The sequence below is a fragment of the Campylobacter sp. CS_NA3 genome, from assembly GCF_027797495.1.
GTDB lineage: Bacteria > Campylobacterota > Campylobacteria > Campylobacterales > Campylobacteraceae > Campylobacter_B.
In genome coordinates, this window is record NZ_CP115609.1 from 422,054 (window position 1) to 435,421 (window position 13,368).

Here is a 13,368-nt window from a genome sequence, read left to right on the forward strand (position 1 = left end):
TTATGAACTGGGGAAAGGTAGCTTATATATTTTTCGCTCTTATGAGTTTGACTACGATTGCCGGTTTTTTATACGAAAGAAGCGAAATTTTGCTTTTTATAGCAGCAAGTGTAAATGCGATTACTACGCTTTTAAAAGTTGGTGTTAGAAATATATTTTCAGCCGAACTTTTTGCAAGTTCTTTGGTGGCAGATTTGCACTTGATTCCTGCTTTTATTTTAATGCTCGTAAAACCGGGTGATCTTTCAATCATAACTTCACTTGCAATCGGAGCAGCCATTGCAAATGTATTTTCACTTGTTTTGATTGTGGTTGAATCAGCAAAAAGCAAAGATGAATTTTAAGGAATTTAAATGTCTTATGATAGTAAGGAAATAGAACTAAAATGGCAAAAAAATTGGGATAATGAAAACGCTTACGAGCCAAAAGATGACTATTCTTTGCCAAAAAAATATATTTTATCAATGTTTCCATATCCAAGTGGGCGAATTCACATGGGGCATGTGCGAAACTACGCTATTAGCGATGCATTAGCTAGATATTATAGAAAAGAAAATTTTAATGTCCTACACCCAATCGGCTTTGATAGCTTTGGAATGCCAGCAGAAAATGCAGCCATAAAGCATAAAACTCACCCAAAAAGCTGGACTTATGAAAATATCGATTATATGACAAATGAGCTTTATCGCTTAGGGTTTTCATTTTCACGCCGTAGAATGCTTGCTACTTCCGATCCGCTTTATACAAAATGGGAGCAGGAATTTTTCATCAAAATGTATGAAAAAGGCTTGATTTACCGAAAATCTGCGATTGTGAATTGGTGCGAACATGACGGCACTGTTTTAGCTAACGAGCAGGTTGAAGAGGGTAAGTGTTGGCGTTGCAGTAACGAAGTCGTGCAAAAAGAAATGCCCGGATATTACCTAAAAATCACAGCTTACGCACAGGAACTTCTTGATTGTTTAAAAGATTTAGAAGGCAATTGGCCAAATCAAGTCTTAACCATGCAAGAAAACTGGATTGGGCGAAGCGAAGGTTTGGAGTTTAGCTTTAAATTTGATGATGAAAGCTCTGCTAAACTTGACGGCATGGACGGATTTAGCGTATTTACGACGCGACCTGATACGATTTATGGTATGAGCTATGCAGCCGTCGCGCCAGAACACGCAGTTGTCAAAAAACTTTTGGAAAAAAATTTACTTGATGCTAAAACCACAGAAAAAATCAAAGAAATACTAAATCAAAGCCCAAGAGAACGCCAAGCCAAAGACAAAGAAGGCGTAAATTTAGGTGTTTTTGTTTTGCATCCATTAACGGGTGAGAAAATTCCTGTTTGGATGGCAAATTTTGTTTTGGCTGAATACGGCGGCGGCGCTGTTATGGCGGTTCCTGCACACGATGAAAGAGATTATGAATTTGCCAAAAAATTTAATCTTGCCATTAAACAAAGTATCGCACCAAAAGACGGCAATGCAAATTTAGAAAATGCCGCCTACACAGAAGGCGGAATTTTAGTAAATTCGCACGAATTTAACGGACTTGATAATGAAATAGCAAAAACCAAAATCATTGAAAAATTTGAAAATGAAAAAATCGGCAAAAGAGTTGTAAATTTCAAACTTCGCGACTGGGGGGTTTCACGCCAACGCTACTGGGGAGCGCCGATTCCTATGGTGCATTGTGATAGTTGCGGTTTGGTTTGTGAAAATTTATCAAATTTGCCGGTTAGTTTGCCTGATGATGTGCAAATCACAGGACTTGGAAATCCGCTTGATAAACACCCAAGCTGGAAGCACTGCACCTGCCCAAAATGTGGTAAAAATGCCGTGCGTGAAACAGATACGCTTGATACTTTTTTTGAAAGTAGTTGGTATTTTGCAAGATATGCAAGCGATGAAAAATCGTGGGAGCAAAAGGCGTTTGACAAACAAAGCGTAGATTATTGGATGAGCGTAGATCAGTATATCGGCGGTATCGAACATGCCATTTTGCACCTACTTTATGCTAGATTTTTCCAAAAAGCATTAAGAGATTTGGGCTATTTGCGCGATAACGAGCCGTTTGCTAGACTTTTGACACAAGGCATGGTCTTAAAAGACGGCGCAAAAATGAGCAAATCAAAAGGCAACACGGTCGATCCTGATGATATTATCGCTAAATACGGCGCCGATACGGCTAGACTTTTTATTTTATTTGCTGCACCGCCGCAAAAAGAGTTGGAGTGGAACGATAGTGCAGTCGAGGGCGCTTATAAATTTTTAAATCGTCTTTATGATAGAAGTGAAAGTGTTCTTAAAACTACGCAAATTCCGCAAATTTCGCACGAAAATTTGAATAAAGATGAAAAATATGCAAGACTTAAAGTTTATGAAGCGCTTAAAAAATCGCACGAAGTTTATACAAAAACTTTTGCTTTCAATACCTTAATAGCTGCGTGTATGGAAGCCTTAAATGCGCTAAATTCGCAAAATAATAAAGAAGTTTTTACGGAAGGCTATTTTGTGATTTTAAATTTGCTTGAACCAATCGTGCCGCACATTGCTAGTGAATTAAGCGAAAATTTATTCAAAAGAGCAAATTTTACAAAAATTAAAATTTGCGAAGAAGTTTTTGTAAAAGATAGCATTGTCTTAGCCGTTACGGTTAATGGCAAAAAACGCTCTGAAATCGAAGTTGGAGCTGATTTAAGCGAAGATGAAATTTTAAAAACTGCCAAAGAAAGCGTGGCAAAATGGCTTGAAAATAAGAGCATAATAAAAGAAATTTATGTCAAAAATAAACTTGTAAATTTGGTTATCAAGTAGGAAAAAATGAGAAAAATTTTAACTATTTTTTGTTTGGTTTTCGTTGTAGGTTGCGGTTATAAGCCGACTTCAAAGATAGTTAATGACATTATGCCAAATTCCGTTTTTGTCGATGTTGTTATGAGTAAAACCGATCCACAAAATACGGTTGCGATCAAAGATGCCGTTAAGACAGGTATCGTGCAGCGACTAGGGCGAAATTTGGCTGATAAAAAAAGTGCCGATACGCAAATCATAGCTAGTATTAAAAAACTCTCTTTTTCTGCTTTGGCTTACGATCAATTTGGCTATATTACGACATTTCGCACAAATTTAACGCTAAATTTTAAAACAACGCTATCTAACGGCGAAATTTTTAGCAAAGATTGCGTTGGGGATTACGATTTTAAGGTTAGCAAACTTGTAAAATCATCGCGCGATACGATGAGCGTTATTAGCGATAAAGATCGCTATGAAGCGATTGAAAATTCATCTCGCCAAGCATTTGATGAGTTTATTTCGGCTTTGGCGGTAAAGGGCTTAAATATTGCAAAAACTAGATAACTATCTAAAAAACAAACCGATTTTTTACAAAAAGATTGATTATGCTAGGTTTCCAAGAGCTTTTGAAAGCGTAAAAGAGCATTTAAGCCTAAAAAATGTCGTGCAGGTTGTAGGAACTAACGGCAAAGGAAGCACGGGCAGGTTTTTAGCGCAAATTTTAGAAACCACCGGCGCAAAAGTAGGGCATTATACAAGTCCGCACATTTTTAAATTTAACGAGCGATTTTATCTAAATGGTCGCGATGCGACAGATGCCGAGCTAGAAAACGCTCACAAAGTTTTGCAAGAAATTTTAAGCGATGAATTTAAAACTAGTTTATCGTATTTTGAGTATGCTACTTTGTTAGCGGGAATTTTGTTTAAAGAGTGCGATTATTGCATATTTGAAGCGGGTATGGGGGCAGAATTTGACGCCACTTCGCAGTTTAATAAAAAACTTTCGCTTTTTACGCCGATCGGCACCGATCATATCCCAATGCTTGGGTCAAATTTAGAAGAAATTTCACACACAAAACTGATAAATATGGCAAAAAATGCTATTTTAAACGATGATATGAACGAAGTTTCAGCTAAAATAGCAAAACAAATCGCCGAAAAAAACGGAGCAAATTTGAAATTCGCCACCGAATTTTTAAGCAAATTTGATAAAAATGAAGTTAAAAAATATATCAAAAAACAAGGATATGCCGATTTTCAAATTTCAAATTTAACCCTTGCTTATGCAGGAGCAAAGTTTTTTGATAAAAATATAAATTTAGCAAATTTAGAAAAACTAAAAATGCACGGCAGACTTGAAAAAATCACCCCAAATTTAACTATCGATGTAGGACATAATGAACTAGCTGCCGAAGCGATTTTAAAGGAGTTTGCAGGACAAAAAGTAGTGCTAATCTACAACGCTTTTGCCGATAAAGATATAAAAGCGATTTTTGAGATTTTAAAACCTATCGTAAAAAGGGTTGAAATTTTTGATTATGATAGTGATGAGCGCGAACTTGGCGGCGAAAAAATCACTGAGATTTTAGATGAATTTAAAATCCAGCACACAAAATTTACAAATTTGCAAAAAGATGAAAATTATCTCGTTTTTGGCTCGTTTTATCTAGTAGAAAATTTTTTAAAATTCTATAAAAAAGGTAAATTTTGAAAAAAACAAAGATAACTTATAGCGGAGTAGGCGGCAAAAAAACTTATAGTTTTTCCGAAAATTTCGGCTTTCAGATTAAAATTTTGATTGCTTTTTTTGTCTTTTTTTTGATAATTTTAATCTATGCAATTTTTAATTTATATTCAAAAAACAAAGAACTTTCAGAACTAGCAAAAACTTTGTTTGCCCAAAATACCGAGCTTTCAGCACAAAATTTAAAACTTCAAAGCGAAGGTAGTGAAATCATAAAATCGCTTGATGAAAATAATGAAAAAATAGCAAATTTGCAGATTATGGCGGCTTTAAATGAAGCCAAAAACGAACTTGCAGCTAAAAAAACAGCAAATTTAAATATAGCCACAAATCAAATCGATTTTATTTTAAGTGCCGTTCCTAACGGGCTTCCGATAAAATATAAAGGTGTTACAAGCCAATACGGAAATAGAATTCACCCAATCAGCAAAACCGAAAAAATGCACCACGGCATTGATTTAAGAGCTAGTGTGGGGACTGAAATTTACGCAACCGCCGACGGATTTGTCGAATTTGCAGGAAATTCAGGCACGGGATACGGACATTTGGTCATTATTTCGCACAACTACGGCTTTAAGACCTATTACGGGCATTTATACGCTCAAAGCGTTGTAAGTGCAGGAAAATGGGTCAGAAAGGGCGAGATTATCGGTTTTAGCGGAAATACGGGTTATAGCACGGGTCCGCATTTGCACTATGAAGTAAGATTCCTAGGTCGCACGGTAAATCCTGCAAATTTTATGGCGTGGAATAAAAATAATTTTAGCACAATCTCATCTCTTGAACCGACCGTCTCATGGCAAGAACTAGCCAACGCAACGGCTAAAATAGGCAGATAATGCAAGATAAAGTTTTTGAATATTTTAGTTTAAATTTCAAACAAATTTTGGTTTGCGATGATGACAAAGAAGCCTTTTTATGTGGAGAAGTTACCAAATTTTTAGGCTTTAATACCTACATTTTGCCTGATTTTCGTGCAAATTTTGGCGATGATTTGCGAAGTTTTTATGACGAATTGGTTCAAATCAGCAGTGTATTATCTAGCTTTTACAAAGATAAAAGCGATAAAAAAATCATTATTTCTCCCATTAGAACGCTTTTAAACAAGCTTCCAAGCGCACAGCATTTAAAATCATTTAGCATAAAATTCGGCGATGAAATCGAACTAAATGCAGTGCAAGATGAGATTTTACGGCTTGGTTATAGTATCGTTGAAATCACTAGCACAAAAGGCGAAGCAAGTTTTCGTGGCGAAATCATCGATATTTTTCCGTTAAATTCGGAATTTGGTGTGAGAATTTTGCTCGATGATAATTTGGTTGAAAGTATTAGATATTTTGATCCGCTAACTCAAAAAAGCGAAAAAGATGAGTTAGAAAGTATCGAAATAACGCCGTTTTTGGCGAATTTAAACGGGAGTGAATTTGAAAAAGTCGGCGAGAAAATCGCAAATTTTAAAAGCGATAATCTAATAAATGATTTAAATTCGCTAGGATTTTGGTTTATTGACGGATTTATCGATTATTTCGAAGTTTTCGAGTGCATTTTAACTCGCAAATTTGACGAAAACGAGATTTTTACCGAGCGAAATTTAGATTTTTTAAAAAGCTTAGCGATACTGCCTGAGCCTAAAAAATACAAAAATTTAAGCATTACGCCAAGCAATGAATTTTTTGAATTTCACAAAAATACAAAAATCAAACTAATCGCACGAAATCAAGCACTAATTGAACCTTTCGAAATCAAAAAATATGAAAATATCGAGATTATAAACGCTGAGTATATACTAAATTTAATCTCGCCTGATGAAATCATCATTTCGCTAAACAAACAGGGTGCTAAAAAGCGAATTCGCAAATCAAATTTAGTCATCGATGAGCTTAATATCGGCGATTTTGTCGTGCATGAAGACTACGGTATTGGCAAATTTGCAGGACTTGAACTAATCACCGTGCTAGGGCGAAGTAGGGAGTTTGTAAGCATTATTTACCAAAATGACGATAAGCTTTTGCTTCCTGTGGAGCATTTAGATAAGATAGACCGCTATATCGCCAGTGGTGGCATTATAAGTGTAGATAGGCTTGGTAAGGCAAGTTTTGCCAAAATCAAAGAAAAAGTGCGTGAAAAACTTTTTGTAATCGCTTCGAAAATTATCCAAATGGCGGCAAAACGCGAGCTAGTCAAGGGCGTAGTTATAAAAAATAATGATGAAAATTACGCAAATTTTATTGCTAAAAGCGGTTTTGAATACACAAAAGACCAAGAAAAAGCCGTTAGCGACATTTTTACCGATTTAAAAAGTGGGAAAGTTATGGATAGACTGCTTAGCGGCGATGTTGGTTTTGGCAAAACAGAAGTTGCTATGAACGCCATTTTTGCTACCATTAAAAGTGGCTATTCTGCGTTATTTTTCGTGCCGACGACTTTGCTTAGTTCGCAACATTATGCGACACTAAGCGCTAGATTTAAAGAATTTGATATTCCTGTTTTTAAACTTGATCGCTTCACAACCACAAAACAAAAAAGCGAAATTTTAAAAAAAATTAGCGAAAAAGAGCCGTTAGTTTGCGTCGGAACACACTCACTTTTAAATGTAAATCCTGCAAATTTAGGGCTTGTTATCATCGACGAAGAGCATAAATTTGGCGTTAAACAAAAAGAAAAATTAAAAGAAAAATCGCTAAATTCGCACCTTTTATCAATGTCGGCAACCCCGATTCCTAGAAGCCTAAATATGGCTTTAAGTAAGATTAAAACTTATAGCACACTTCTTACGCCGCCACTTGATAGGCAAGATATTAGAACTTTTGTAAAAGAATATGACGAAAAAATCATCAAAGAAGCCGTTACTAGGGAGCTTCGTCGTGGCGGTCAGGTCTTTTTCGTGCATAATCACATAGCAACGATTGAAAAAACAAAAAAAGAGCTTTTAAAAATTCTGCCGAATTTGCGAATTTTGGTGCTTCACTCAAAGATTGACGCTAAAACGACCGAAGATGAAATTCTTAAATTTATGGATAAAAAATATGATTTAATGCTTTGCACCAGTATCGTAGAAAGCGGAATTCACATGCCAAGCGTTAATACGATTATCATCGAAAGTGCGAATAAATTTGGTATTGCCGACTTGCACCAGCTTCGTGGCAGGGTCGGACGAAGCGATAAGCAGGGCTTTTGCTACTTTTTGATTGATGATAAATCTGAGCTTAGCTCGGACGCGCTTAAACGCCTTGTGGCATTAGAGAGCAACTCGTTTTTAGGAAGCGGTTCGGTTCTAGCCTACCACGACCTTGAAATCAGGGGCGGCGGAAACCTAGTAGGCGAAGCGCAAAGCGGACATATCGAAGCTATCGGATACAGCTTATATCTAAAAATGCTCGAAGATGAGATAAATAAGCTAATGAACCAAAAAAATGTGGCTAGTGAAGTTGAGCTTAAAATTTCGGTAAATGCCTTTTTAAATTCGGATTTTATCCCGCACGATAGGCTTCGCCTTGACATTTATCGTCGTCTTAGTAAGTGCGAAGATACGGTAAGTGTGTATGAAATTTTTGGCGAGATTGAAGATAGATTTGGTAGGGCTGACATTTATACTAAACAATTTATAGATTTGATGGTGATTAAGGTTTTAGCTCAAAACTGCGGTATAAAGGCGATTTCGAGCATGGACGAAAATATTTTAATCACGCAAAGTAACGGCGAGAAAATTCGCTTAAAGGCTAGGACGCGCGATGATGATGATGTTTTGGATGAGATCCTTAGTTATCTGCGAAAGTGTGAAAAAAGCGTTTTGAATAAAATTTAGATTTTGGTTTTCTTTTTGTAGATTGAAATAAGCCTAGCTTTCGCACCAAATTTGCAACGATAGACGAAATAAGTCTTATCTTATGCAAATTTGGTGCGAAATCGTCGGCATACGCCGTTCAAATTCAGATTGAATTGTTTTGTAAATTCAAATTTGTTTCCATTGTCATTGCGAGAATTTTTGCGATAGCAAAAATTCGTGGCAATCGCCAGTGATTAAATTTAAAAAAAAATCAATCCAAATTTAATATACAAAAGGCAAAAAATTAGGATTGATTTTCTCTGCAATTATGAATTAAATTTTTATCCAAATAATGCTAAAATGCGTAAATTTAAAACAAAAAAGGCAAAAAATGTTAAATTTAAAAATCGATTGGAAAAATACCAAAGCAGCGGCATTTCGCTCGAATTCAAATTCGCTAAAAGCTATTAGTGACATCGATTTTGTAGCTCTAAATTCACTCGTTGGCATTGATTTTCAAAAAAACGCACTTTTGAAAAACACTGAGAATTTTTTGGCTGATAAAGGCGGAAACCACGCGCTTTTGTGGGGCGAGAGAGGGTGCGGGAAATCTAGTCTTTGCAAGGCTATTTTCACCGAATTTTTTGATAAAAAGCTGCGTGTGATTGAGATTTCAAAAGGCGATTTGCAGTTTTTGGTCGATATACTCGATGAAATTCGCAAAATTCCGTTTAAATTTATCATTTTTTGCGATGATTTGAGCTTCGAAAACGGCGATGATAGCTACAAATACTTAAAACCAATGCTAGAAGGAAGCCTAGAAAAAGCCCCTACAAACGCGCTTATGTATGCCACTTCAAACCGCCGTCATCTACTAAGCGAGTATGTCAAAGACAACCAAGAAGTAAGTATCACGCAAGATGAAATCCACTACGGCGATGCCGTAAATGAGCGAATTTCGCTAAGCGATCGCTTTGGGCTTCAACTTAGTTTTTATCAGGGCAATTTTGATGATTATTTGCAAATTGTGGATAATTATTTTAGCGAATTTAAAGGCGATCGGACTGCCCTGCACGAGAGCGCAAAGCAGTTTTCTATGCTTCGTGCAAGTAGAAGCGGTCGGGTCGCAAAGCAGTTTTATCTAGCTTATAAAAGCGAGTTTTTGTGATGACTAGCACCGAGCTTTTTGGGGCACTTTTTGATTGCACCGAATTTAGCGATTTTCGCTGGTGGAAAGGTTTTGGTGAATTTGAAGTCGTCGTTGGAGCGATTTTAATCCAAAATACAAACTGGAAAAATGCCGAACTCGCACTTGAAAATTTAAGGAAATTTGGGCTTTTGGATTTGCAAAAAATTGCAAATTTAGAAGTGGCAAATTTGGCAGAAATTATCAAATCAAGCGGATTTTATAATCAAAAAGCAAAACGCTTAAATTCGCTTTGCAAGGCGATTTTAGATGATTTTGGCGACTTTGAGAGCTTTAAATTTGGTGTTAGCAGAGAGTGGCTGATACGCCAAAAAGGCATAGGCGCGGAAACTTGCGATGATATTTTATGCTATGCGTGTGAAAAACCCGTAATGGTCGTCGATAGCTATACGCTTCGAATTTTAGGGTATTTTGACTATGAATTTGAGTGTTATGACGAGTGCAAAGAGTGGTTGGAAAGCCTAAACTTTGGCGAAGTTTTTGAACTAGCAAATTCTCGCTATGAGAATTTTTCAAACGATGAAAACGGCGCATTTGCTCTTTTTCATGGACTGATAGTTGAGTTTTGCAAAGCACATTTAAAAGGCAAAAAATTCGATGAATTTGCGATAAATTTGTTTGAGAAGTTGAAGTGAATTTCTTAAATTTTCTACATAGCTTTTGGTTAAATATTTTGATAATAAATTTATAAAAAATAGAAAAATCATAATAAATAGAAAACTCTAAATTTTACAAAATATGTAAAATTTACTTGACAAAAAATGTAAAATTAATTATAATTCACATAATTTTTGATAGGATTAAATATGTTATTAAGTGAAAGATTAAAAAATATAGGATTTCATCTTATAGATTTGGCTGAATTTTTAAAAATTTCTCGTCCAACTTTATACAAATTTATAAATTTATATGAAATCGGTCAAAAAGATAATATTGACGGAAAAATTCTTAAATTTTTTGATTTAGTGTGCAATAACGAAAATATAACAAAAATAGAAGCAATGGCTTTTGTTTTAAATAACACTATTTTAGTAGAAGCTCCAAAAGACAGAGTGGCACATATTGGAAAACTATTAAAAAAGGAAAACAAAGTGAAAATTGATTTTATAGACAAAATATCAAAAAGTGATATTTTTGATCCTATTTTGGAGTATTTGTTGGAATGCGAAAAAATTTGTTCCAAAAAAAGAACTCTAAGCAAAAATGATATAGAAAAAATAGAGCCATTAAGAAAATTTTACTTAGAATTGGGTTTTAAACTAAATTTTAAAGGAGAAAAAAATGCGTAAAATTTCCGTAGAAAGTTTTAGGAATTTAGGCGTAGGCGATGAACCTGCTAAATTGTATTTGCCAGATAACGGCTTACTTATGGTTTTAGGTGAAAATAATATAGGCAAAAGCAATCTACTTGATGCGATAAATGTTTTAAATACAAAAACATTGATAGCAGATGATATACCGAATTTTTACAATCATACTAAAAAACCAAAAATTAGTTTTCAAACCGATTTAATAATAAAAGCTGACGACGCTTCTCTATCTCATTCGCAATTAGAAACATTTAATGGCAAACTTTTTGCTATTAGGCTAACAAAAGGCAGCCTTGACAAAATTAAAAAAGATAAAAATATCAAAGATGATTTAGAGATTTTAAAAATACTAAATAATGAATTTAAAAATTCTGAAATTTTTGCCCTTTATGATTTAGATGTAAATAGCGAAAACAAAAGATATGAAATCAGACTTATACTTGAAAATTTAAATAAAGTTTATCTATGTAGCACTACTAGGGGTGGAAATATTTTAGAGAGTTTTGGTGGTTTTGATAAAGAAAAAAACCAAGTTAAAAATCATAAAAATGCATTAAGGCTTGAATGCAAATTTGAATTTGTGTTAAATAATGATGACTTCAATGACAAATTTAGCGATGCAAAAGAGCTGAGAGAGTATTTAAAATCCCAGTATGAAGAAATTGAAGAAAAAAATAGCCAAAATCAACAAGATAAATTAGAGTGCTCTTTTTTGTTAGATGAATTAGATGAAAATGATAAAACTATTGTTAATTCAAATTCTACCGATACAAGTGAAATCAAAAATGAGATAGGAGAAATATGTGAGTTTATTTTAAAGCTGAAATCAATAGAAAATACATCTTATGATGATGAATATGATAAAAAATTTTTAAAAATAATGCAAGAAATAGATATAAATCTGAAAAATAAAAATATTAGTTTTGTGGTAAAAAATTATGAAAAATTACTTGAATTAACCAAAGAATGTTTTAAAAATATGAAAAAAGATTATAAACAAGAGTTGCCAGAATATCGTAAAAATTTTATGGAGAAATATAGGACGAATAATTGGAATAGCAGTTACAACTACAATAGTGCATTGCAAGAGGTTAGCGAATTGATAGATTGGTATGATAAAAATTACAAAAAAAGTAATTTAAAATTAGAAAATAAAATCAATGAAGCAATAAAAGATATACAATCATCATTAAAAAATCATCAATCTGGTTATGTTCAAACAGAATATAATACACTATACGAATTTTTAGAACAAATAGAAAATTCAATAACTCTACCGACAATATTTAATAAATTCCCGGCATTTAAAAATTTAACCTTGCCTATGAATTTTTTACCGACCGTTACATATTACAAAGAAGTAGCTTTATCAAATGATGATTTAAGCGTAAAACCAAGCGAAGTAGAAAAATCAGAGTTTTTTAAGGCGTTATTTAAGGCTATTGATACTGATTTTATAGCAACTAAAAATGCTTATGAACAATTTAAAAAAGAAAAAAGTTCATCATTTTATAAAAATGTAGAAAAAAGGATCAATGCTTTGATTAAAGAAAAAATAAATATGAGATTTAACGAACTTTATTATCAAAAAAATGATGAAATTTATGAATTTGAGCTAAATTTAGAAAGCGAACTAATAGCACTAAATCTTAGCAAAAACGGTGAAGCTATTTCGCTAAGTAAGCAAAGTGTCGGTTTTAAAAAGTTTTTTAATCTATTTTTTAATTTTTTATATAGAGACGATAGAAAAAATGGAGATATTGTCTTGATAGATGAGCTTGAAAATAGTCTAAGTATCCCAGCGAAAAAAGAAATTCGCAAATTTCTAAAAGAATTTGGAGAGAAAAATAATATTTTATTTATTATTTCTACGCAGTCGCCAAATTTATTAGATATTCGCCATTTAGATGAAATTGTAATTGTAAAAAAAGATAGCAATGCAGGAGCTACTATCTGCAACGATTTTTCCATTTTACCAAAAGATGATGATGTTGATACTCTGTCTGAAATTATAAAAGCACTTGGTGGCGGATATTTTTCACTCGTAGATAACAAAGATAAAATAGTTTTTGTAGAAGGTATAAGCGATTATCATTATTTGACTTGCTTTAATAAACTTTATGAAAAAGAAAAAAACAAAGAGACAAAACTAGTATTTTTGCCAATAGGTGGTATTGGAAAGTCAAATTTGGATAATGAATGTCAAAAATCTATTGCCGATAAACTCCGCCAACTTGGCGAAAATTTAAAAGAACGATATGTAACTTTACTACTGGATGGTGATAAAGCAGGAAAAGATTTTAAAAATTTGCTGAAAAATGACAGTATAAAGGCAGATACAATCGATGAAATTTTGTATAATCAAGATAAGAAAGAGATAGAAGACCTATTTAGTGATGAATTAAAAGAAAAATTTAACATTAATGATAAAGGTCTAAAAAAAGGACTAAAAGCTTTGAAATTTAAATGCCAGTTTGATAAAATAGAAATTGATGACAATACAAAACAGAATTTCTTTAAACTTTTAGAGTATTGTGAGTGCATTAAATAAGGATTAA

At 33.6% G+C, this 13,368-nt stretch carries 10 protein-coding genes; all 10 read left to right on the forward strand.

Translation table 11 applies throughout. From position 1 onward, the window contains the following. Positions 1 to 2: 2 nt before the first annotated feature. The gene (locus PF026_RS02220) at positions 3 to 344 is read left to right on the forward strand and encodes a DUF6394 family protein (RefSeq protein ID WP_270863389.1); all 342 of its coding nucleotides are present in this window, start codon (positions 3 to 5) and stop codon (positions 342 to 344) included. A gap of 9 nt (positions 345 to 353) precedes the next feature. Then, positions 354 to 2,804 carry a leucine--tRNA ligase gene (leuS, locus tag PF026_RS02225; protein ID WP_270863390.1) on the forward strand — a complete coding sequence of 817 codons (2,451 nt, stop codon included), beginning with the start codon at positions 354 to 356 and terminating at the stop codon, positions 2,802 to 2,804. 6 nt (positions 2,805 to 2,810) lie between these two features. Further along, positions 2,811 to 3,347: an LPS assembly lipoprotein LptE gene (gene lptE, locus PF026_RS02230; protein ID WP_270863391.1), complete on the forward strand. Its 537-nt coding sequence runs from the start codon at positions 2,811 to 2,813 to the stop codon at positions 3,345 to 3,347. After that, on the forward strand, positions 3,331 to 4,494 hold the full coding sequence (locus PF026_RS02235) for a Mur ligase family protein (RefSeq protein WP_270863392.1): 1,164 nt from the start codon (positions 3,331 to 3,333) through the stop codon (positions 4,492 to 4,494). Before lptE ends, PF026_RS02235 begins: the two co-directional genes overlap by 17 nt. Then, the gene (locus tag PF026_RS02240; protein WP_270863393.1) at positions 4,491 to 5,366 is read left to right on the forward strand and encodes a M23 family metallopeptidase; all 876 of its coding nucleotides are present in this window, start codon (positions 4,491 to 4,493) and stop codon (positions 5,364 to 5,366) included. Before PF026_RS02235 ends, PF026_RS02240 begins: the two co-directional genes overlap by 4 nt. Beyond that, on the forward strand, positions 5,366 to 8,332 hold the full coding sequence (locus PF026_RS02245; protein ID WP_270863394.1) for a DEAD/DEAH box helicase: 2,967 nt from the start codon (positions 5,366 to 5,368) through the stop codon (positions 8,330 to 8,332). Before PF026_RS02240 ends, PF026_RS02245 begins: the two co-directional genes overlap by 1 nt. Before the next feature lie 352 nt (positions 8,333 to 8,684). Next, positions 8,685 to 9,461, forward strand: coding sequence for an ATP-binding protein (locus PF026_RS02250; protein ID WP_270863395.1), 777 nt, complete (start codon positions 8,685 to 8,687; stop codon positions 9,459 to 9,461). After that, positions 9,461 to 10,135, forward strand: a complete 675-nt coding sequence (locus PF026_RS02255) for a 3-methyladenine DNA glycosylase (RefSeq protein ID WP_270863455.1) — start codon at positions 9,461 to 9,463, stop codon at positions 10,133 to 10,135. The genes PF026_RS02250 and PF026_RS02255 overlap by 1 nt, the downstream gene beginning before the upstream one ends. Positions 10,136 to 10,306: 171 nt before the next feature. After that, complete coding sequence (locus PF026_RS02260) at positions 10,307 to 10,789, forward strand: hypothetical protein (RefSeq protein WP_270863396.1); 483 nt, start codon at positions 10,307 to 10,309, stop codon at positions 10,787 to 10,789. Next, complete coding sequence (locus PF026_RS02265) at positions 10,782 to 13,361, forward strand: AAA family ATPase (RefSeq protein WP_270863397.1); 2,580 nt, start codon at positions 10,782 to 10,784, stop codon at positions 13,359 to 13,361. The genes PF026_RS02260 and PF026_RS02265 overlap by 8 nt, the downstream gene beginning before the upstream one ends. Positions 13,362 to 13,368 lie beyond the last annotated feature (7 nt).

Bases quoted from the DNA above. Each gene is read 5' to 3' on its own strand.
- PF026_RS02220 (WP_270863389.1), top strand. From the start codon at position 3: ATGAACTGGGGAAAGGTAGCTTATATATTTTTCGCTCTTATGAGTTTG.
- leuS (WP_270863390.1), top strand. From the start codon at position 354: ATGTCTTATGATAGTAAGGAAATAGAACTAAAATGGCAAAAAAATTGG.
- lptE (WP_270863391.1), top strand. From the start codon at position 2,811: ATGAGAAAAATTTTAACTATTTTTTGTTTGGTTTTCGTTGTAGGTTGC.
- PF026_RS02245 (WP_270863394.1), top strand. From the start codon at position 5,366: ATGCAAGATAAAGTTTTTGAATATTTTAGTTTAAATTTCAAACAAATT.
- PF026_RS02250 (WP_270863395.1), top strand. From the start codon at position 8,685: ATGTTAAATTTAAAAATCGATTGGAAAAATACCAAAGCAGCGGCATTT.
- PF026_RS02255 (WP_270863455.1), top strand. From the start codon at position 9,461: ATGACTAGCACCGAGCTTTTTGGGGCACTTTTTGATTGCACCGAATTT.
- PF026_RS02260 (WP_270863396.1), top strand. From the start codon at position 10,307: ATGTTATTAAGTGAAAGATTAAAAAATATAGGATTTCATCTTATAGAT.
- PF026_RS02265 (WP_270863397.1), top strand. From the start codon at position 10,782: ATGCGTAAAATTTCCGTAGAAAGTTTTAGGAATTTAGGCGTAGGCGAT.